This window comes from uncultured Desulfovibrio sp. (assembly GCF_944327235.1).
Classification (GTDB): Bacteria; Desulfobacterota; Desulfovibrionia; order Desulfovibrionales; family Desulfovibrionaceae; genus Desulfovibrio.
In genome coordinates this window covers 20,838-41,547 of record NZ_CALVHE010000015.1, presented here as the reverse complement: position 1 = coordinate 41,547, position 20,710 = coordinate 20,838, and the positions used below count along the sequence as shown (strand labels likewise).

Sequence of the window (20,710 nt, the reverse complement as noted above, 5' to 3'; positions counted from 1 at the left end):
GAGTAGACATGGTAACCTCCGTCTCCATACCTACTCTTTTTTGAAGCGTATGGAAATAATGAGTCCTGACCCTAGTGTTGACAGGCCCTGAGCCGCGACAGTGGGAACAAGCGCCGGTCAGGAACGGTAATCGGCGTTCAGGCTGACGTAATCGTGGCTCAGGTCGGAAGCATGTACGGCGGCCACGCCGGGACCGTCGCCCAGCTCGATGCCCACCTCGATGTCCTTGCCCTTGAGCAGCTCGGCAAGCTGGTCTTCCAGATGATCGTTGACGGGCTGACCGTCCCGGAAACGCTCGATGCCGCAGAGGGTCAGGCGCACGGCGTCGGGGTCGATGGCCACGCCGCTGCGGCCCACGGCCGCCACGATGCGGCCCCAGTTGGCGTCCTGCCCGTAGATGGCGGTCTTGACGAGCTGGGAGTGGGCCACGGTGCGCGCCACCTGCTCGGCATCCGCATCGCTGGCCGCGCCGCAGACGCTGATGTGCATGACCTTGGTGGCCCCTTCGCCGTCCTTGACCAGCATGTGGGCAAGGCGGCCCAGTACGTCGGTCAGGGCGTCTTCAAGCTGGCGGGCGTCCTGCTCGGCTGCGGCGGAGACGCCGGAGGCACCATTGGCCAGGCCGAGCACGGTGTCGTTGGTGGAGGTGTCGCCGTCCACCGTGACGCGGTTGAAGGTCTTGGCTACGGCGCGCGCGAACATGTCCTGCCAGGCTTCGCGCTCCACGGCGGCGTCGGTGAGCACCACGGAGAGCATGGTGGCCATGTTGGGGCAGATCATGCCCGCGCCCTTGGCCATGCCCGCCAGTTTCACTTCTCCGCCGGAAAGACGCACCTGCCGGGTCACGAACTTGGGGAAGGCGTCCGTGGTCATGAAGGCGCGGGTGAAGCCTTCGGCATCCTGCGTGCCGAGGCTTTCGGCCAGCGCGGGCACGGCGGCGCGCCACAGATCCATCTTGAGCTGCGCACCGATGACGCCGGTGGACAGGGGCACGATCTCGTGCGGCTGCACGCCCACGGCTTCGGCTACCAGCCGCTGCGTCTCGCGACAGTTCTCAAGCCCTTCGCGTCCGGTGCAGGCATTGGCCTGACCGGAGTTGGCCAGCACGGCGCGGGCCGTGCCGTACCGGGCCAGGATCTCCTGCCCGACCTGCACCGGCGCGGCCTTGAAGGCATTGGTGGTAAAGAGGGCGGCCATGACCGCCGGACGATCGGAGACGATAAGGCCGATATCGTTACGGCCGGGTTTCTTGAAGCCTGCGGCGGCGGCGCCGGCGCGGAACCCTTGAGGCAGATCGCTTTTCATCATTGACCCCGTGGAAGATGGACACATGGAACAAAGGCGGGAATTCCGCCCTTTCGGACACAATTCCCGCCCTTTACGATCAATAAGGCATCATGTTTGCGGTGTCGCGCTAGCTCTTGCTCTTCTGGATCTCGTCGGCAATGGCCTGCGGCACGCGCTCGTAGTGATCGAACTGCATGGTGAAGGTGGCGCGGCCCTGCGTACGGGAACGCAGGTCGGTGGCGTAACCGAACATGGAGGCCAGCGGTACCTGAGCGCGAACGCTCTGCGCGCCGCCCGCACGGGCTTCCATGCTCTGCACGCGGCCGCGGCGGCCGTTGAGGTCGCCCATGACGTCACCGAGGTATTCTTCGGGCGTCACCACTTCCACGTCCATGATGGGCTCGAGCAGCACCGGACCGGCCTGGCGCATGGCTTCCTTGATGGCCATGGAGCCGGCCACGTAGAAGGCCTGTTCGGAGGAGTCCACTTCGTGGTAGCTACCAAAGACCAGGTTGACCTTGAGGTCCACGCAGGGGAAGCCGGCCATGACGCCGGACTTCATGGCATCCTGGATACCCTTGTCGATAGCCGGGATGTATTCCTTGGGGATGACGCCGCCGGTGATGGAGTTGATGAACTCGTAGCCCTTGCCCGGGTTCGGCTCCACCTCGATGACGCAGTGACCGTACTGGCCGCGACCACCGGACTGCTTGGCGTGCTTCATGTCCACCTTGGCGTTCTTGGAGATGGTCTCGCGGTAGGCCACCTGCGGCTTGCCCACGTTGGCGTTGACGTTGAATTCGCGGGTCAGGCGGTCGACGATGATCTCCAGATGCAGTTCGCCCATGCCGGCGATGAGGGTCTGGTTGGTCTCCTCGTCACCCTTGACGCGGAAGGAGGGGTCTTCCTTGGCCAGCTTGTTGAGCGCGGCGGACAGGGCGTCGCGGTCGGCCTTGGTCTTGGGCTCGATGGCCACCTCGATGACCGGCTCGGGGATGTTGAGGGACTCGAGGATCACCTCGCGCTTTTCGTCGCAGAGGGTGTCGCCGGTGGAGGCGTTCTTCAGACCCACGAGGGCCACGATGTCGCCCGCGCCGGCCCACTTGATGTCTTCGCGCTTGTTGGCGTGCATCTTGAGGATGCGGCCGATGCGCTCCTTCTTGCCGGTGTTGGCGTTGTAGACGCCCGTGCCGGACTCAAGGCAGCCGGAATAGATGCGGAAGAAGGACAGATGGCCGATGAAGGGGTCGGAGAAGAGCTTGAAGACCAGACCGGCCAGCGGCTCCTTGTCGTCGCAGTGGCAATCGACGGTCTCGTCTTCCTTGCCGGGGATGTGGCCGACCATGGGCGGGATGTCCACCGGCGAGGGCAGGTAGTCCACCACGGCGTCCAGCAGGGGCTGCACGCCCATGTTGCGGAAGGCGGAGCCGCAGAGCACCGGCACGATGTTCCGGGCGATGGTGGCCTTGCGCACGCAGGAGATGATCTCTTCCTTGGTCAGCTCTTCGCCGCCGAGGTACTTGTCCAGCAGGGCCTCGTCCTCTTCGGCCACGGCTTCGAGCATCTCATGGCGCTTTTCGTCGAACAGGGCCTTCATGTCGGCGGGCACGTCCTCGATGGAGAATTCCGCACCCTTGGAAGACTTGTCGAAACGGATGGCCTTGCCTTCGATGAGGTCCACCACGCCTTCGAACTTGTCTTCAGCGCCGATGGGCAGCTGGAGCGGCACGGCCTTGGCGCCCAGACGGTCGTGGATCATGCCCACGCAGCGGAAGAAGTTGGCGCCGATGCGGTCCATCTTGTTCACGAAGCAGATGCGGGGCACATGGTAGCGGTCGGCCTGACGCCACACGGTCTCGGACTGGGGCTCAACGCCGGCCACGGCGTCGAACACGCAGACGGCGCCGTCCAGCACGCGCAGGGAGCGCTCCACTTCGATGGTGAAGTCCACGTGGCCGGGGGTGTCGATGATGTTGATGCGGCAGTCCTTCCAGAAGCAGGTGGTGGCGGCGGAGGTGATGGTGATGCCGCGCTCCTGTTCCTGCTCCATCCAGTCCATGGTGGATTCGCCGTCGTGGGTCTCGCCGATTTTGTGCGACACGCCGGTATAGAAAAGGATACGCTCGGTAGTGGTGGTCTTGCCGGCGTCGATATGGGCCATGATGCCGATATTGCGCTGTTTGTCTACGGCTACGGTGCGGGACACGGTCTTCCTCCCTGAGGGGATTATGGCTGTTTGATGCGTGAATCAACACCGCGCCCTTGCGGGCGCGGTGTGCTCTCTACGTGGATTACGGATGCGCGGATTACCAGCGGTAATGGGCGAAGGCCTTGTTGGCTTCGGCCATGCGGTGGGTGTCTTCGCGCTTTTTCACCGCGCCGCCGCGGCCGTTGTAGGCATCCAGCAGTTCGGCGGAAAGCTTGGAGGTCATGCCCTTCTCGCCGCGCGAGCGGGCATAGTTGATCAGCCAGCGGATAGACAGGGAGACCTGACGCTCAGGACGCACTTCCATCGGCACCTGATAGGTGGCGCCGCCCACGCGGCGGGCCTTGACTTCCAGGTGCGGCTTGACGTTTTCCAGCGCCTTTTCAAAGGCGCGCATGGGATCTTCACCGGTCTTTTCGGCGAGATTCTCGAGCGAGCTGTAGAAAATCTTTTCGGCAGCGCCCTTCTTGCCGTCGTACATCAGACGGTTGACGAACTTGGTCACAAGGCGGCTGTTGTACAGCGGATCGGGCAGAACTTCCCTCTTCGGGACAGGACCTTTACGGGGCATAATATTCTCCTTGGAAAGGCAGCGGTTGCGGCGTCACCAGCCCCGCAGCGTCGGCGCGCCGCAGGCGCGGCCGAACGTTGCATGACGTACGCCGTGCGCAAAAAAACTACTTCGGACGCTTGGCGCCGTACTTGGAACGGCTCTTGCGGCGATCAGACACACCGGAGGTGTCAAGGGTACCGCGGACGATGTGGTAACGCACACCGGGCAAGTCCTTGACGCGGCCGCCGCGGATGAGCACCACGGAGTGTTCCTGCAGGTTGTGACCTTCACCGGGGATGTAAGCCGTCACTTCGATGCCGTTGGTCAGGCGCACACGGGCGACCTTACGCAGAGCCGAGTTAGGCTTTTTCGGGGTGGTGGTGTACACGCGGGTGCACACGCCGCGACGCTGCGGGCAGGCCTGCAGGGCCGGGGTCTTTTTGCGCTTCACCACCGCCTTCCGCTCGATGCGGATGAGCTGGTTGATAGTAGGCATGGATTCCTCCAGATATTCTTGACCACGTTGGGACGGCGGGCACCATGCCGACACCGTCCAGAGCGGCGAACCATACGCAATTTGTTCCGATCTGTCAAGCGGTGCGGCCCGCGAACCGCATGGACCGCCGTTGCGCGGGCCTTCAGTTCTTCCCGCCGTAATCGCGGGGCAGACGGCAGCGGGGCGGGAACTCGCCTTCCAGCTCCAGCAGCGGTCGCCGCAGCAGCATGTCGCAGATGCCGGGCATGAGGTCGTCGTCCCAGGGGATGATGTCGTAGATCTCGCCGGGGCCGCCCAGCGGATGTTCCGTCACGCTGCCGTCATCGGCAAGGTGGTAGAGCATGAGCCCGCCCCCTTCCGCCTGGTGGCGCTGGGAGGAGCCGCCCAGCAGCCAGCCGTCCGGCAGGCGCAGGCAGCCGCGCAGGAAGTGGCTGCTCGTGATCTTCCAGCGCCGCACCTCGCGCAGCAGGCCGTGCTCGTCCTCCTGGAAGCGGAAGAATTCGCCGCTGGCCGAGGAACAGCAGTAGATGTCTCCCTCATGCGCGTAGAGCGAGTGGGGGCAGTTCAGGCCGCTGGCCACGATGCGGGTCAGCGTGTGCCCCTGATGGCGGCGCATGGCGAAGATGACGCCCCAGCCTTCCTTTTTCCAGGCAAGGGAGGAACGCTTCCAGCGGTCGAAGGGCTGATGGTTGAAGGCCGACGCCAGCACGCCGTCGCGCCACGGCACGAAGTCGTTGAGATGGATGGCGTCCGGCGGCAGGTCATCGCCCCAGCCTTCCAGCGGCGAGAGGGTGAGGCTCGCCGGACCGCCGCTGTGCAGCAGGATGCGCGAATTGCCGGTATCCGCGATGCCCAGCAGGGAAGTGCCCAGCGGCTTGACGCTGTGGGCTAGGTTCTCGTGGGGGCCGGGCAGGCGTACGGCTGTGAGCCCTTCCGCGTCCAGCCGCTGCAACATGCTGTCCGAGGCGACGTAGAGCGCCCCGTCGTGACGGCAGACGCCGCAGACGCGCAGCACGTTGCCCGGACAGTACCAGAAGGCCCGCCGCTGTTCCACATCATAGCCAACCAGAGAGACGGCGCTGTTGACACAGCCCAGCAAGACCCGCATGGCGACTCCTTTCGTGCGGCAGGAAGCGGCGGCTTCGCCGCTTCAGCGCAGATCAAACAGTTTTTTGAGCGACAGCAGAAAGGCTGCCAGTCCCAGCAGCGTGGCCAGCACCACGATGCGGCAGAGCCACAGCGCCGCATACCCCAGAAAAACGCCGATGGCCGCCGCAAGGATGAAGCGGATGGCGATATTGATGATGCCGGCTTTGCCGGATGTCCAGCGCACGGCGAGAACGCCGATCCCGCACAGCAGGATCAATCCCAGGAATATGGCGTACACAGGTCATGCCCTCCGGCGTCGTCACGTTGTCGCCCACATCGGGGCGTATCGCCACGACCGTCCAAATGACGGGTCACAGCTGGGCAAGATGCCGCGGGAAGGTCGTCGGCTGCCCCATCCCGCGCAGGATCACGAGCGGGAGGCTGGCTGGCCGCATGTTCGACCGTTCCCTGTCTCATTTCAGGTAACGCTCCAGATACCAGATGCCGCCATGACCGGCAACCAGCCCCGCAGGGGGAACAGGGGGACAGGCAGCCTTTTCCATGATCCGGCGTTTGCGGGAATACTCTCCTCTTCATGGCCGCTGCTGGTGCGTTTTGCTTTTGGAAAAAGGCTGGATGCGAGGCGACAGCACAGCGCCGCCCGGCCCGAACCAAGCGGGAAGACCGCGTCTTTCCCACGAAGCGACAGGCCGTATGGTTTGAAATGCAAAGCGTTTCAAACGGACAAAGCCCTAGAGCCTGTTAACACTAATTTTACAAATAATTTCAATGCATAAGCCCATCGACCGTACACGCTCCGCTTACCATAGAGGGGGGACCTCGTGTCCCTGATTCTTCCCCCGGTAAAAGCGCGCTGGGGAAGGGATGGGGGGCCTGGGGGGGAGGGGAACCCCTCCAGCGCCGGCAGCGACCCAACGGGCGGCCGCAGGCCGTGTCCGTTAGGCGACGCAGGAGCCTTACGGACATCGACAGCAGAGCGAGGGGTTCCCCTTCCCCCCAACAGACAACGAATAGTGTTAACAGGCCCTGGATGATCAGCGAGAGCAGCGCGAAAGCTCCCACAGGAAGAGTGATCGGCAGGAGCAGGACGCACAGCGCCGGCAGGATCTCCAGCGGGCAGAGCCAGAGCACGAACAGGAGCGCACGCTGCGTCGGCCGTTTCCGCCAGGGGATCGCCTTGCGGTAGCGCCATGCGGTGATGATGATGGTGAAATTCAGGAACATGCACAACGGACTGAGGGCCATCGCCGCATCCAGTGTGATCCCGTTCGGTGAAAAGGTGGTGTGGAGCACGCGCTCAAGGAAAGGCTGCGGCAGATGATGCGCCGCCATGAAGCATATCTCCAGCAGCAGACGACAGAACAGGGCCCCGATCAGGGTGTTCCTGAGGCACTTGTCTTGCGACTGCCGCAGCAGGCGGCGGATGGGCACAAGGGCGGCGGCCATGTTGGCCAGATCTATCCCGGTCAGCAGCACTGTCTCCTCCCTCGGCTGGATAGAGCGTTTTGCCATCGAAAAGGCAGGATGCGGGGCGGCGTCACAGCGCCGCCCGGCCCAACGAGAGCGGAAAAACCGTGTTCTTTCCGCGAAGCGACAGTCCGTATGGTGTGGAACGCAAAGCGTTGCACTCGGAAAATCCTCTATTGGCCGCTCAACCAGATCTGCAGGCCGCTCCCCACCGGCATGATCAGTATGCCTATCGCCGGCAGCATCTCCAGCGGGCAGAGTCGGAGCAGGAGCCGGAGGGTCTGGTGTGTCGGGGTTTCCTGCGGGGAAAGCTTCTTGCGGTAACCCCATGCGGCAATGATGATGAAGAAATTCAGGAACAGGCACGCCAGCCCCAAGACCAGCCAGGAGTACACCGTGAGCCCGGGAGCCTGCAGCAGATGGTATGCCGCAAGGAAGCCTATCTCCAGCAGCAGTCGGCAGATCAGGAACCCAATGAGGATGTCCCTGAGGTACACGGCCTGCGGCTGTCCCGCCAGACGGCGGATAGCCACAAGGGCGGTGGCCATATTGGACACAACGATCCCGGTCAACAGCATAGCGTCCTCCCTCTGCTGGATAGAGCATCTTGCCTTTGAAAAAGGCAAAATGCGAGGCGGCGCTGTGCCGCCATCTTCCTTGTTGTCGTTTTCAAGGGCAAAATGCGCTACGGGAGCGCCACCGTCAAGGCGAGGAACAGCCCCGTCAGCACTATGACCAGCATCACCAGGGTCAGCCAGAAAACGAGATCGATATAGCGGACCGGGCGGCCGTCTTCCAGCGACATCGTTTGGCGATAACGGCGGGCGGCATACAGGATGACGACCGGGATGCACAGCGCTTTCAGATATGCCAGGGGAGCAGGCAGATCCATGCCCTCCGGCAGGAATTTTGCCGCTATGCCGAGCGCATCCAGAGAAATGAGGCAGATCAGCGCCGCCAGCAGCGTATTCCTGTATCGTCGCGTCCGCGGCTGGCCGAGCAGATAGCGCACAGCCAGCAGATAGACCACGATGGTGGCCAGCTTGAAGCCGATGAGGCAGAAAGTCGCGCAGTACCAGACAATCATCACACTGAAGGGGATGGGGTCCATACGTCCTCCGTTGAGCGTGATTTACGTTGGCGAGGCTTCACATCTCAGATCATAGCGCAATTTGCATCCAAGCGTTTCGCGGAAAAACGCGGTTTTTCCACGCTCTTTTGAGCGGCGGCGTTCGTCTGGACGGCGTTCGCCATGACTGGTCTTATATCGTCTAAAGAGACTGGGGGATGTTTCAGAAAATCGCGGCCATGAACAAGATGATGAGAGGGAGGACGAACCGCATCAGCACCAGCACCAGCACCACCACTTCCAGTATGGAGAACCAGTAGACGAGGCTGATGCACAAAAACGGGTGGAAAGGTTCGCTCGACATCGTTTTGCGGTAGCGTCTGGCGGCATACAGCGTGACGAAGGTCTGCGGCAAGCACAGCAGTTGCACATACTCAATCATCTTGAAAAGGCTCGTTTCCTGCGGCAGGAATGTCGCCCCCACGCTGAGCGCATTCAGCAGCAGGCGAAGGATCAGCGACGACAGCAGGATGGTCCTGTACGGCTGTTTTCGCGGCTGTGTAAACAGATAGCATGCGGTCAGAAAGAATATCGCTGTAGAAATAATATCGTAGAAAGTTCCAACAGTAACCATGTCGTTTTCAAGGAGGTTAAGCAGGCTTCCTTCCATACAGCGCATACTCCTGATGTGGTATGTGCGGGCATGCGATCGACGGGGATCGCCTTTCGAGTGGCCTGCAGGATAGAGGATACCAGAGAAAGCCCGCCATGCAAATAGCGGGATGTACTTTGCGCCAATCTTGATGTGGTCGTTACAGCTTTTTGAGTGGATATTTGCAGCGCAGGAGGCTGCATCCTGCCTGTCGTTCAGCGGTTTCTCGCATGGCTCAGTGCGGGAAAAGGCGGCCTTGCGGCATGCCGGTACTGCTGGGCTGTTTTTTCCGACGCCTCTGCGTAAAAGTATGGCTTTGCAGGGGCGGTACGCGCAGGCGTGCCGCCGTCGCGCTCGGGATGTGCCGCCACCTCCTGTTTTGTCTTTTTCAAGGGCGAAACGCTCAAAGGCAGGCCGCGCTTCCCCGGAGGGAGGCGCGGCCTGGGTGGACCGGAAGCGCGTATCCCGTCCGCCTGTCGCGACGGGGCGCATCCCCCGCCGCGGCAGGATGAGGTCTTACAGACGTTCGATGACCAGACGGCCCATTTCCTTGCAGCCGACCAGCGTCTTGCCGGCTTCCATGATGTCGCCGGTGCGGTAGCCTTCGGCCAGGGTGGCGCGCACGGCCTTTTCCACGGCGGCGGCTTCCTCTTCCAGCTTGAAGGCCATGCGCAGGAGCATGGCGGCGGAAAGGATGGTGGCCAGCGGATTGACCTTGTCCTGTCCGGCGATGTCCGGGGCCGAGCCGTGGATGGGCTCGAAGAGGCCCGGACCGGACGCGCCCAGCGAGGCCGAAGGCAGCATACCCAGCGAACCGGTGATGACCGAAGCTTCGTCGGAAAGGATGTCACCGAAGATGTTGCCGGTCACGATGACGTCGAACTGCGAGGGATCGCGCACCAGCTGCATGGCCGCGTTGTCCACATACATGTGGCTGAGTTCGATGTCCGGGTAATCCTTGTGGGTCTCTTCCACCACGCTTTTCCAGAGACGGGAGGTCTCGAGCACGTTGCTCTTCTCCACGGAGCAGACCTTCTTGCGGCGCTGGCGGGCGGCCTCGAAGGCCACCTTGGCGATGCGGCGCACCTCTTCCTCACTGTAGATCATGGTATTGAAGCCCACGCGCTGCCCATCGCGGGTCTCGATGCCGCGCGGCTCCCCGAAGTAGATGTCGCCGGTGAGTTCACGCACCACGATGAGATCAAGACCGCGAGCGGCCACATCGGGCCGCAGCAGGCAGGCCCCGGCCAGTTCGGGCAGGAGCATGGCCGGGCGCAGGTTGGCGAAGAGGCCCAGCGCCTTGCGGATGCCGAGCAGGCCCTTCTCGGGACGGATGGACGGATCGAGGTTGTCCCACTTGGGGCCGCCCACAGCCGCCAGGAACACGGCGTCGGCCTTGCGGCAGGCTTCCACCGTGGCGTCGGGCAGGGGGCCGCCGGTGGCGTCGATGGCCGCGCCGCCGATGAGGGCGGTCTCGAACACGAATTCATGGCCGAATTTGGCCGCCACGGCCTTGAGCACGGCCACGCCCTGTTCCATGATCTCGGGGCCGCTGAAGTCCCCGGGCAGCAGACAGATGGTCTTTTTCATTGCAGTACCTCGCGGGGCCGACGGCCCCGGCTGTGGGAAAAAAGGCCCGGAGCCGTTCGACTCCGGGCCGAAAAACTAGCCCTGGGCGGCCAGACGTTCCTTGACGTAGTTGACCATGCCGCCCTTTTCCACGATGCGGGCCATGGAGGCAGGCAGGGGCGGGCAGGCGATCTCCACGCCGTTGGTCAGGTCGCGGATGATGCCGGCGGCGGCGTCGATCTCCAGTTCGTCGCCGTCCTTGAGCTTGTCCACATCATCGCCCACTTCCAGCAGGAGCAGGCCCATGTTGAAGGCGTTGCGGTAGAAGATGCGGGCAAAGCTGTGCCCGACCACCACCGGGATGCCCGCGCCGAGGATGGCGATGGGCGCGTGTTCGCGGGAGGAGCCGCAACCGAAGTTGCGCCCCGCCACCATGATGTCGCCGGGCGTGACGCGCTTCACCCAGTCCGGTTCCAGACCGGCCATGCAGTTCTCGCCCAGTTTCTTGGGGTCGGTGGTCACGAGGAAGCGCGCGGGGATGATGGCGTCCGTATCGATATGTTCGCCCACCTTGTGGGCCTTACCCTTGAATTTCATGATCTGTCCTCCTGCTTACAGTTGGTCGGGACCGGCCACGCAGCCCGCCACGGCGCTGGCGGCCGCCACCACGGGGCTGGCAAGGTAGACTTCGGACTGCAGACTGCCCATACGGCCGCGGAAGTTGCGGTTGGTGGTGGCCACGGCGCGCTCGCCGTCGCCAAGGATGCCCATATGGCCGCCGAGGCAGGGGCCGCAGGTGCAGGGGCCGACGATGCAGCCCGCGTCCATGAAGGTCTCCAGCAGACCTTCCTTGAGGCTCTGCTTCCAGACGGCGGGCGTGGAGGGCAGCACGATGCAGCGCACGCCCTTGGCCACCTTGCGGCCGCGCAGGATCTCCGCCGCGTCGCGCATGTCGCTGATGCGGCCGTTGGTGCAGGAGCCGATGACCACCTGCTGGATGGGGGTGTCCCGCACTTCGGAGACGTTCTTCACGTTGGACGGCAGGTGCGGACAGGCCACCACCGGCTCCTGCCCGGTGACGTCGATGTCCACCACCCGCTCATACTGCGCGCCGGGGTCAGCGGCCAGTTCCAGCGTCACGCCGGGGCGGCCGTGTTCGGCGCAGTAGCGGCGGGTCTGCTCGTCCACGGCGAAGAGGCCCACCTTGCCGCCGGCCTCGATGGCCATGTTGGCGATGGTCAGGCGGCCTTCCACCGGCAGCTCGTCGATGACCTTGCCGCCGAATTCCAGCGCCTTGTAGAGCGCGCCGTCCACGCCGATGGTCTTGATGAGCAGGAGCATGAGATCCTTGGCCCGCAGCCAGCGGGGCATGTCGCCCGTCACGTTGACGCGGATGGTGGGCGGCACCTTGAACCAGGTCTCGCCCAGCGCCATGCCCGCGGCGATGTCCGTGGAGCCCATGCCCGTGGCGAAGGCCCCGAGGCCGCCGTAGGTGCAGGTATGGCTGTCCGCGCCGATGACCACGTCCCCCGGGCCCACCAGGCCGCGCTCGGGCAGCAGGGTGTGTTCCACGCCGCAGTCGCCGCCTTCATAATAATGGGTGATGCCCATCTCTTCAGCGAATTTGCGCGTCACCATGACCTGATTGGCGGAGTCGATGTCCTTTTGCGGGGTGAAATGGTCCATGACCAGCGCGATCTTGTCCTTGTCGAAGACCTGTTTCGCGCCCATGCCGCGGAAGGACTTGATGGCCAGCGGGCCGGTGATGTCGTTGGCCAGCACCAGAGAAAGGCGGCACTGCACGATCTGGCCGTCACGTTCGATGACGTCGTCCGTATGGGCCTGCAGGATTTTTTGTGCAAGCGTCTGAGGCATACAATACTCCTTTGCGGCGGCCCGTGGCCGCCCGATGTGGGAAAAATACGTCCGCCCGCGCCCCCTGCGGGGGGAAGCGCTAGCCGTGCTGGCAGTGCAGGCGTTCGCCTTCCTTTTTCTTCTTGGCCAGGTTGTTGAGCGCGTTCACATAGGCGCGGGCGCTGGCCACCAGGATGTCGGGATGCGCGCCCCGGCCCACGGCCTTGTACTGGCCTTCGCCCAGCCGTACGGTCACTTCGCCCAGGGCGTCCGTGCCGCTGGTGATGGCGTTGATGGCGTACTGTTCCAGCTCCGGTTCCCGGCCCAGCATATCGTTGATGACGTTGAAGATGGCGTCCACAGGCCCCACGCCGAAGCCCGCGCCGCTGCGCTCCATGCCGTCGATGTCCATGAGCACGGCCGCCGTGGGCGGCACGCCGCCCGCATCGGAGCTCTGCACGCTCACATGCCGCAGGCGGAAGCGGTCGGGCAGGCGGTAGACTTCTTCCTGCACCAGCGCCATGAGGTCGTCGTCGTGCAGGGTCTTCTTGCAGTCGGCCAGCTTCTTCACGGCCTCGAACACCAGCTGCAGCTGCTCGTCGTCCAGCTTGTAGCCCATGCTCTCGAACTTGTTGCGGACGGCGTTGCGGCCCGAATGCTTGCCGATGACCAGGCTGGATTCCGTGCGGCCCACGGACTGCGGGGTCATGATCTCGTAGGTCTCGCGGTTCTTGAGCATCCCGTCCTGATGGATGCCCGATTCATGGGCAAAGGCGTTGGCGCCCACGATGGCCTTGTTGTTGGCGATGGGCTGGCCGATGGTCATGGAGAGCAGGCGGCAGGAGGGATAGAGCTGCTCGGTGCGGATGCTGTGCTCAAGGTGGTAGAGGTCGTGCCGCACGCGCAGGGCCATGACCACTTCTTCCAGCGCGGCATTGCCCGCCCGCTCACCGATACCGCCGATGGTCACCTCGGCCTGCCGTGCGCCCACCCGCAGGGCGGCAAGGGTGTTGGCCACCGCCAGACCGAGGTCATTGTGGCAGTGCACGCTGAAAATGGCCTTGTCGCTGTTGGGCGTGTTCTCGATGACGTACTTGATGAGGGCCGCGAATTCGTCCGGCTGGGCATAGCCCACGGTATCGGGCAGGTTGATGGTGGTCGCCCCGGCCTTGATGGCCGTCTCCACCACCCGGCAGAGGAAATCCTTGTCCGAACGGGAGGCGTCCTCGGCGGAGAATTCCACGTTGTCGGTATAGCCCGCGCAGCGACGCACCCCGGCCTCGATCATCTGGAGCACCACCTCCGGCTCCTTGCGCAGCTTGTGCTTCATGTGCAGGGGAGACGTGGAGAGGAAGGTGTGGATGCGCGGACGCCGGGCCACCTTGACGGCCTCCCAGCAGCGGTCGATGTCGTTGTCCACGCAACGGGCCAGACCGGCGACCTGGATGTCGCCCGCCTGCTGGGCGATGCTGCGCACGGACTCGAAGTCGCCGGGGCTGGAAGCCGGGAAGCCCGCTTCCATGATGTCCACGCCCAGCACTTCCAGCTGATGGGCCAGGCGCAGTTTCTCCTGAAGATTCATGGTCGCGCCGGGCGACTGCTCGCCGTCACGCAACGTAGTGTCGAAAAAGTAAACCTTGTTGTCCATGATGCACATCTCCTCTGGCATGGCGCATCCTCTTCGGGACGATTGCCTGCATAACGTCCGCCCTGCGGCGGTCTGACCGGAAAAGATGTGCCACGCGCGTGGCGGCCGTTACGCAGCCTTAGTCGTCTGTAGACGATAGGGCGCGTAGCAGCTGACGGTTGCGACGGGGAAGGATCACCAGCGTGTAGACGATGCCGCCGGCGATATAGAGGGCGCAGAACAGGAAGCCGAAGACCCTCGGCTGGGAGTAGACCAGCGCCAGCGCCAGCAGCGCCCCCACCAGAGAGCGGATGGGGTGGGCGCGCAGGAAGTCATACTCCTTGAAGGAGAAATAGCGCACCCGGCTGACCATGAGCAGGCCCACGAAGATCACGAGCAGAAAGCAGACATAGGGGACGGCGGGCGTCAGGAAGTCGGGCAGCATACCCGAAAAGAGCACGAAGGTCGCCAGCGTGCAGCCGCCCGCCGGGATGGGCAGCCCGATGAAGAAACGCTTGCTCACGAAGGTGGTGCTGACGTTGAAACGGGCCAGACGCAACGCCCCGCAGGCGGCATAGATGAAGGCCACGGCCACGCCCCAGCGCCCGAAGGCCTCGAGCTGCCACTGCCACATGAGCATGGCCGGCGCCACGCCGAAGGCCACCAGATCGGCAAGGGAATCGTACTGGACGCCGAACTCGCTGGCCGTGCCGGTCAGACGGGCCACCTTGCCGTCCATGCCGTCCAGCAGGGCGGAAAGGAAAACAGCGTACACCGCGGCCTCGAAACGTCCCTGCACGGCCCAGACCATGCACAGGAAACCCATGAACATGCTCAGGGACGTGATGAGGTTGGGGAGGACATAGACCCCCCGGTGCGGGGCTTTCTTGCCATGCTGCGGCGTGCTGTTCTCCACGGTCTTTTCCATAACGGGGCCGATCCCTTGCGGCTTACTGGGTCTCGCGTCGGGCCACGACGCTCTGTCCGGCGAAAACGTGTTCGCCCACAAATACGCTGGGAGCATATCCTTCGGGCAGGTAAAGGTCAACTCGCGAACCGAAGCGGATCATGCCGCAGCGCTCGCCGCGCGTCAGGCTGTCGCCGGGTTCGGCGCGACAGACGATGCGCCGGGCGATGAGTCCGGCGATCTGCACCATGGTCCAGGTGCGGCCGTCAGGCTCGCGCAGGCGCAGCGCGCAGCGTTCGTTCTCTTCCGCGGCCTTGTCGTAGGCGGCATTGAAGAACTTGCCCGGCCAGTAGCGGATCTCCTCCACCGTGGCCGTTATCGGGCTGCGGTTCACATGCACGTTGAAGATGTTCATGAAGATGCTCATGCACATGCGCCGTTCCCCGGTCAGGGGATCGGGCCGCTCTTCGATGCGGATGACGCGCCCGTCGGCGGGGCTGACGGCCAGTCCGTCCGCCTGCGGGACCACTCGCTCGGGATCGCGGAAGAAGTGCAGGGAAAACCAGCAGCACAGCAGCAGGAGCACGGCGCAGATGCCGGAACCCAGCAGGGCGAAGATCAGTGCCGCCAGGGCGGTCAGGCCGATGACCGGCCAGCCTTCGGGAGTGATGCCGCAACAGGCAGGGCGCATAACGAACCTCGGTGGCGGCCCTGCCTTGCCGGCAGGCGTTGGGGTAACGCCCGCGTCGGGACGGGCCGATGTCATTTTTATGGGACCGATAGTATATGCTTCCCCGTGGCAACAGGCAAGGGAAAAGCGTCCATGACCTCTCTTGCGCCTCCGTGCGGCAACGGCTATGCTTGACCGATGAGACGTTCCACCCCTGTACTCCTCGCCACGCTGCTGCTGACGGCCTGCGGGCCGAAGGACATCGGCACGGGGACCTCCGAACCGGACCTCGCTCCTCCCGGCGTCAGTTCCGTGGAGAACCTGCGTCAGCCCATGACGGGGGCCAATCCCATCCAGCGCAGGCTGTATTTCTACAATCAGCCTCATATCATGATGCAGATGCAGCAGTCCGGGCTGGACAATTACCGGCGCTACATCAATCGTCATAACGGCGGCGTCGATCCCGAATCGCCCGAATACCGGGAAGTTCCCCGCCAGCGCAGCCCGTTCCGTCAGTAGGGAGCATGAGCGGACGGCCGCCAGTCTCGCCGGTTGTACCTTCCGCGTGTCCCGCCCGCAAAAGGGCAACGCTGTGGATGAGGTGCGCGAGGTCTGTGGACGATCCGCCGTCGCTGCCCGGAGGTCTCATGGAATTGTCGACCCTGCTGGAGACGCTGCTGCTGTCGCTGTTGTCGGTCATCATCGCCGGCGTGCTGGGGCTTGCGGCGCTCATCCTCGTGGTCGGTGACAAGCACCGGCTGGACCGTTCCCAGCCGCCGCGCAGTCGATGGCAACTGCTCAAGATCCTTTTCCGCAAGGTGCTGCCGCGCCTGTTTGCCGTATTGGTGCTACGGCAGCCGCTGACGGAGGAAGAGGTGTGCTGGGCACGTCGGAATGAGGCGGACGCGTCGGCCGCTTCTGCCCCGGAAGGACCGGGAACGGCAAGCCCGCTGCCGGAGGCGCCTTCCCAGCCTGTTCGCGGCGGCACGAGCCGTTATGCGGAATGGCTGCGGCAGCACAGGCGGCACAAGGACAAGACGGCTCCCTGATCGCGTGGAGGGCGCGTCGTTGCTCTCGCGCGGGTCTCGTCGTATGCTCGGCGTGTTGTCGCGCCTTGGCGCGAGGGACGTTGCGGAGGCGTGCCCGCGTGGGCGGCCCTCCGTCGTCCGCTACCCGTCCTGAACGATTCATACGAGGAGACGAATGGATCCCATAACCCATGCCGCTTCCGGGGCCGTGGCCATGCTGGCCCTGCCCCGCCGTCCCGCCACCCGCTGGGCCGTGCCGCTGGCCGCCCTGGTGGCCGCCTTCCCGGATATCGACATCGCCTTCATTCGCGGGCCGCTGCAATTCCTGCAGCTGCACCGCGGCATCACACATGCGCTGTTCTATCTGCCCCTGCTGGCCCTGCTGCTGGCGCTGGCGGCCCGTCCGCTCTGGAAACGGGATACGCCGGGCCGCTGGCCGCTGCCGCTGGTCTGGCTCTTTTTCGGCGGGCTCATCCTCCTGCATATCTGGCTGGACTGCATCACCACTTACGGCACCATGATCTTCCTGCCTTTCTCGGCGGAGCGGGTTCGCCTCAACGGGGTGTTCATCATCGACCTGCTGCTGACGCTGCCTCTGCTGGCGGCGGCCTGGTTTGCCCTGCGCCGTTGCACGGTGCGCCCGGCGCGTCTTGCTCTGCTCTGGCTGGTGCTCTATCCCTGCTGCGCCATCGGACTCAACAGTCATCTTGCCGCCGCCTACCGGGCCGAGCTGACCGGACAGGGCCGGGAGATCGAGCGGCTCGTGGTGCTGCCGGACGCCTTTTCGCCGGTCTTCTGGCGGGCGCTTTATGAAGAGCGCCAGCCCAACGGTCTCGTGGTGCGTGCCGACGGGCTCACCGCGCTGGGCCGGGCGCATGAGCGGGGTTTCCCCCGGCCTGCCCTCAGGCCGGAGCTGGCCGCAAGCCTGCGGGAGCAGTCCACCATCTGCCGGGATTTCCTCGACTTCAGCCTGCTGCCGCTGACCATGCCCGTCCCGAAGGGTCTGCGTCCCGCGGATGCCGTATCCGCGCCGGACGAACAGGAGGCGGCCGCGGCGCGGCCGGAGGCCCTGCGCGGTTATCTGGAGATATCGGATGAGCGTTTCGGCAGCAGTCTGCGCTTCGTGCGCTGGATCATGCGCCACCGGGCGGGGGAGGGCGGTTCGCCCTTCCGGCTCTTCGTGGAGCTGGGGTACGCGCCGGATGCCATGCCGCGCCTGCTGCGCGAGCGTCTCTATCTGCCGGACAGCGGCCGGGATTCCGGCTGGCAGCCGCCGCGTCCGCCGCAGCCCGCACAGGGGCTGGACTGGTGGCTTGGCCTGCGCTGAGGCGGACCGCAATGCGTTTGCCGTCTTGTTGCGGCGCTTGCGCTCCGACTGCGGATGACGGCCTGTAGGCGGGGCCGTGGAGCCGCTGACCCACGCCGCGACGGGCGTCGTCGCGCTGCTGGCGCTGCCTCGCGTTTTGCCCTTTTCAATGGCCGAACGCTCTGGCCGGAGGCTGATGGCGGCCGTCGTCCTGATCTCCCTTGTGCCGGATCTGGACGCGCTTGCCCTTCTGGCCGGGCCGAGGCCCTTCCTCGTCTGGTATGGCGGCCTCCTGCACAGTCTGGCGCTGGTCCCTCTCGTGGCCATCGGCTGTATTCCCCTGTTCCGGCTGTTCCGGCCTCTCCGGCAGCCGGACACGTCGCCGGCTTCGTGGACGCGCGTCTGGCTGTTCTGCTGCGGGCTGCTGCTCCTGCACCTCTGGCTGGATGTCGTCACGCCCTGGGGCATCAAGCTGTTTTCTCCCTTTTCCGGGGAGCGCTGGCGCGGTAACGCCGTATCCTGTCTTGATCCGCTCATGCTGCTGCCGCCGCTGGCCGTCGGCATCCTGGCCGTGCGGCGGCGCAGTCCGCGTCCGGCCCGCTGGGCGCTGGTCTGGCTCGTGTGCTATCCCTGCCTCGGACTGGCGTACAATGCGTTCCTTGAACAGTCCTGCCGGGCGGACTTCGCGGCGCAGCGGCGGCATATCGGCCGCCTTGCCGTGCTGCCGGATGTGGTCGTGCCCGGCCTGCGGCGCGTCGTCTACGAGGAGGAGCTGCCCAAGATGACGACCCTCGTTTGTACCGAGGGCCTGCTCGCGCCGGGGCGTTTTTACGGGCGGCGTCTGTGCGAGTTCACCTCGCCGGAACTGCCCGCGCGCCTGCGCGCCTCGTCTCCGGTGGGGGCGGCCTTTCTGGACGCGTCCTTTTTGCTCTGGACGCCGGTCCCGCCCGACAGGGCGGCGGCCTGGGCCGGGGGTGAACATGTCGTCCTCGTGCAGGATGAGCGTTTCAGCAGCAACCTCCCAGCGGTGCGGCGCTTTCTGACAGGCTTTTGGGGCGATCCGCCCGCGCCGCTGCGACTGCGGCAGGTGTACCGCCGGGACTCCGGACAGCAGGGATCGCCATTGCGCGAGGAGCTGTACCTGCCGTTCGGGGCCTGGACGTTCCGGGGGCGGACGCCCGCGTCGGGGCTGGACGCGGAGCCCGGCCTCCGGTAAAGACATCAGCCACACCAACACCATCGAGGACTGCATGGACAACGTCTTTTCCCATATGGACAGCCGGGGCAACGTGTGCATGGTGGATGTCGGGCACAAGCCCGCCACCCGGCGCGTGGCCGTGGCCGAAGCCCTTGTGCGGCTGGCTCCCGCCACTCTGGACTTGCTGCGGCGCGCGGCCCTGCCCAAGGGGGACGTGCTCACCTGTGCCAAGATCGGCGGCATCATGGCCGCCAAGCGCACGGCGGAGCTCATCCCCATGTGCCATCCGCTGGGCCTGAGCTATGCGGACGTGCGCTTCGAGATCGACGAGGCCGCCTCCACCATCCGTATCCTGAGCGAAGCGCGCACCGACGGTCCCACCGGCGTGGAGATGGAAGCCATCGTGGCCGCGCAGATGGCGGCCGCCACCATCTACGACATGTGCAAGGCCGTGCAGCGGGACATCGTCATCGAGCTGGTGCGCCTGCTGCTCAAGGACGGCGGCAAGAGCGGCCGCTTTGAGGCCCCGGACGCCCGCCTGCCCGAGGATATGGGGAGGCAGGACGCATGACCTTCCCGCATATCGACCCCATCGCCTTCAGCATCGGCTCGCTCCATCTGCGCTGGTACGGGCTCATGTATCTTTTCGCCTTCGTGGGCGGCTGGCTGCTGGGCCGCCTGCGGGCTTCGCGGCCCAATTCGGGCTGGCGCGCGCAGGACGTGGACGACTTGCTGACCTTCGTCATGCTGGGGGTCATCCTCGGCGCGCGTCTGGGCTATGTGCTCTTTTACGATCTGGCGGAGTACATCCGCGACCCGCTGGAGATCTTCCGCGTCTGGAACGGCGGCATGTCCTTCCACGGCGGCCTGCTGGGCGTGTTGGGGGCCTTCTGGTATTTTTCCCGCACGCGCGAGAAGCCTTTCCTCGATGTGGCGGACTTCATCGCGCCGCTGGTGCCGCAGGGGCTCTTTTTCGGCCGCATGGGCAATTTCATCAACGGCGAGCTCTGGGGCAAGCCCAGCGATCTGCCCTGGGCCATGGTCTTCCCCTCCGGCGGGCCGTGGGCGCGTCACCCCTCGCAGCTCTATGAGGCCCTGCTGGAAGGCGTGGCGCTTTTCGTGATCCTCTGGCTGTTCTCGTCCAGGAAGCGCCGTCCCGGCGCGGTGGCCGGGCTGTTTGCCCTGCTGTACGGCATCTTCCGCTTCGGGGTGGAGTTCGTGCGCGTGCCGGACGTGCAGCTCGGCTATCTGGCCTTCGGCTGGTTGACCATGGGGCAGGTGCTTTGCCTGCCGCTCATCGCCGTGGGCGGCTGGCTGCTCTGGCGGGCCAGGCCGCACGCCGCTGAATGACGGACATCATTTGACAGACGCGCCGTTTTACGGCTATGCTATCTGGATAGACAGATTTTATCGGGAGGCGTCATGGCCAAGGAAGGTTCCATTGAAGTAGACGGTGTGGTGCAGGAAGCGCTGCCCAATGCCATGTTCCGCGTTGAACTGGAAAACGGGCACGAAGTGCTGGCCCACATTTCCGGCAAGATGCGCAAGTTCTACATCCGCATTTTGCCCGGCGACCGCGTGAAGGTGGAGCTTTCTCCCTACGATCTGACGCGCGGCCGCATCACCTACCGCATGAAGTAGCCTCCCGCTGCGCCTTTTCGGGGAGCGCACCCCCTGCCCCATGTGCAGGCGGTGCGCTTTTCGTCGTTGC

At 64.7% G+C, this 20,710-nt stretch carries 23 protein-coding genes; 7 read left to right on the top strand and 16 right to left on the bottom strand.

Annotated elements, in window-relative coordinates; all coding sequences use genetic code 11:
* Positions 1-117: 117 nt before the first annotated feature.
* The 16 genes from argJ to Q0K00_RS03955 all read right to left on the bottom strand — a co-directional run bounded on the left by argJ (position 118) and on the right by Q0K00_RS03955 (position 15,488).
* On the bottom strand, positions 118-1,305 hold the full coding sequence (gene argJ / locus Q0K00_RS04030) for a bifunctional glutamate N-acetyltransferase/amino-acid acetyltransferase ArgJ (protein ID WP_297227530.1): 1,188 nt from the start codon (positions 1,303-1,305) through the stop codon (positions 118-120).
* A 109-nt stretch (positions 1,306-1,414) separates the two neighbouring features.
* On the bottom strand, positions 1,415-3,493 hold the full coding sequence (fusA, locus tag Q0K00_RS04025; protein WP_297227529.1) for an elongation factor G: 2,079 nt from the start codon (positions 3,491-3,493) through the stop codon (positions 1,415-1,417).
* 100 nt (positions 3,494-3,593) lie between these two features.
* The gene (gene rpsG, locus Q0K00_RS04020; protein ID WP_296303317.1) at positions 3,594-4,064 is read right to left on the bottom strand and encodes a 30S ribosomal protein S7; all 471 of its coding nucleotides are present in this window, start codon (positions 4,062-4,064) and stop codon (positions 3,594-3,596) included.
* A 106-nt stretch (positions 4,065-4,170) separates the two neighbouring features.
* Positions 4,171-4,542: a 30S ribosomal protein S12 gene (rpsL, locus tag Q0K00_RS04015; protein ID WP_291488535.1), complete on the bottom strand. Its 372-nt coding sequence runs from the start codon at positions 4,540-4,542 to the stop codon at positions 4,171-4,173.
* 142 nt (positions 4,543-4,684) lie between these two features.
* Positions 4,685-5,650 (bottom strand): hypothetical protein, encoded by a 966-nt coding sequence (locus Q0K00_RS04010; RefSeq protein WP_297227526.1) that lies wholly within the window; start codon positions 5,648-5,650, stop codon positions 4,685-4,687.
* A 42-nt stretch (positions 5,651-5,692) separates the two neighbouring features.
* On the bottom strand, positions 5,693-5,929 hold the full coding sequence (locus Q0K00_RS04005) for a hypothetical protein (protein WP_297227524.1): 237 nt from the start codon (positions 5,927-5,929) through the stop codon (positions 5,693-5,695).
* 488 nt (positions 5,930-6,417) lie between these two features.
* Positions 6,418-7,128 (bottom strand): hypothetical protein, encoded by a 711-nt coding sequence (locus tag Q0K00_RS04000; protein ID WP_297227523.1) that lies wholly within the window; start codon positions 7,126-7,128, stop codon positions 6,418-6,420.
* A gap of 164 nt (positions 7,129-7,292) precedes the next feature.
* On the bottom strand, positions 7,293-7,697 hold the full coding sequence (locus tag Q0K00_RS03995; protein WP_297227522.1) for a hypothetical protein: 405 nt from the start codon (positions 7,695-7,697) through the stop codon (positions 7,293-7,295).
* Positions 7,698-7,804: 107 nt separating this feature from the next.
* Positions 7,805-8,230 carry a hypothetical protein gene (locus tag Q0K00_RS03990; protein ID WP_297227520.1) on the bottom strand — a complete coding sequence of 142 codons (426 nt, stop codon included), beginning with the start codon at positions 8,228-8,230 and terminating at the stop codon, positions 7,805-7,807.
* Positions 8,231-8,411: 181 nt separating this feature from the next.
* On the bottom strand, positions 8,412-8,858 hold the full coding sequence (locus tag Q0K00_RS03985; protein WP_297227519.1) for a hypothetical protein: 447 nt from the start codon (positions 8,856-8,858) through the stop codon (positions 8,412-8,414).
* Between the two features lie 498 nt (positions 8,859-9,356).
* Positions 9,357-10,430, bottom strand: coding sequence for a 3-isopropylmalate dehydrogenase (leuB, locus tag Q0K00_RS03980; RefSeq protein ID WP_297227517.1), 1,074 nt, complete (start codon positions 10,428-10,430; stop codon positions 9,357-9,359).
* A 75-nt stretch (positions 10,431-10,505) separates the two neighbouring features.
* The gene (locus Q0K00_RS03975; RefSeq protein WP_297227516.1) at positions 10,506-11,006 is read right to left on the bottom strand and encodes a 3-isopropylmalate dehydratase small subunit; all 501 of its coding nucleotides are present in this window, start codon (positions 11,004-11,006) and stop codon (positions 10,506-10,508) included.
* 15 nt (positions 11,007-11,021) lie between these two features.
* Complete coding sequence (locus Q0K00_RS03970) at positions 11,022-12,284, bottom strand: 3-isopropylmalate dehydratase large subunit (RefSeq protein WP_297227514.1); 1,263 nt, start codon at positions 12,282-12,284, stop codon at positions 11,022-11,024.
* Between the two features lie 79 nt (positions 12,285-12,363).
* Positions 12,364-13,911 (bottom strand): 2-isopropylmalate synthase, encoded by a 1,548-nt coding sequence (locus tag Q0K00_RS03965; RefSeq protein ID WP_297227512.1) that lies wholly within the window; start codon positions 13,909-13,911, stop codon positions 12,364-12,366.
* Positions 13,912-14,029: 118 nt separating this feature from the next.
* Positions 14,030-14,818 carry a CDP-diacylglycerol--serine O-phosphatidyltransferase gene (gene pssA, locus Q0K00_RS03960; protein WP_297227511.1) on the bottom strand — a complete coding sequence of 263 codons (789 nt, stop codon included), beginning with the start codon at positions 14,816-14,818 and terminating at the stop codon, positions 14,030-14,032.
* Between the two features lie 22 nt (positions 14,819-14,840).
* Positions 14,841-15,488, bottom strand: a complete 648-nt coding sequence (locus tag Q0K00_RS03955; protein ID WP_297227510.1) for a phosphatidylserine decarboxylase family protein — start codon at positions 15,486-15,488, stop codon at positions 14,841-14,843.
* A 177-nt stretch (positions 15,489-15,665) separates the two neighbouring features.
* Between Q0K00_RS03955 and Q0K00_RS03950 the strand changes: the two genes are divergently transcribed.
* The 7 genes from Q0K00_RS03950 (at position 15,666) to infA (ending at position 20,640) form a co-directional block, all read left to right on the top strand.
* Positions 15,666-15,986 (top strand): chemotaxis protein, encoded by a 321-nt coding sequence (locus Q0K00_RS03950; RefSeq protein ID WP_297227509.1) that lies wholly within the window; start codon positions 15,666-15,668, stop codon positions 15,984-15,986.
* Positions 15,987-16,114: 128 nt separating this feature from the next.
* Complete coding sequence (locus tag Q0K00_RS03945) at positions 16,115-16,516, top strand: hypothetical protein (RefSeq protein WP_297227508.1); 402 nt, start codon at positions 16,115-16,117, stop codon at positions 16,514-16,516.
* A 154-nt stretch (positions 16,517-16,670) separates the two neighbouring features.
* On the top strand, positions 16,671-17,822 hold the full coding sequence (locus Q0K00_RS03940; RefSeq protein WP_297227507.1) for a metal-dependent hydrolase: 1,152 nt from the start codon (positions 16,671-16,673) through the stop codon (positions 17,820-17,822).
* A gap of 76 nt (positions 17,823-17,898) precedes the next feature.
* Positions 17,899-19,017, top strand: a complete 1,119-nt coding sequence (locus Q0K00_RS03935; RefSeq protein WP_297227506.1) for a metal-dependent hydrolase — start codon at positions 17,899-17,901, stop codon at positions 19,015-19,017.
* A 34-nt stretch (positions 19,018-19,051) separates the two neighbouring features.
* Positions 19,052-19,570, top strand: a complete 519-nt coding sequence (gene moaC / locus Q0K00_RS03930) for a cyclic pyranopterin monophosphate synthase MoaC (protein ID WP_297227504.1) — start codon at positions 19,052-19,054, stop codon at positions 19,568-19,570.
* Positions 19,567-20,349, top strand: coding sequence for a prolipoprotein diacylglyceryl transferase (gene lgt, locus Q0K00_RS03925; RefSeq protein ID WP_297227503.1), 783 nt, complete (start codon positions 19,567-19,569; stop codon positions 20,347-20,349). Before moaC ends, lgt begins: the two co-directional genes overlap by 4 nt.
* Before the next feature lie 72 nt (positions 20,350-20,421).
* Positions 20,422-20,640 (top strand): translation initiation factor IF-1, encoded by a 219-nt coding sequence (gene infA, locus Q0K00_RS03920; protein ID WP_006008898.1) that lies wholly within the window; start codon positions 20,422-20,424, stop codon positions 20,638-20,640.
* Positions 20,641-20,710: the final 70 nt, after the last annotated feature.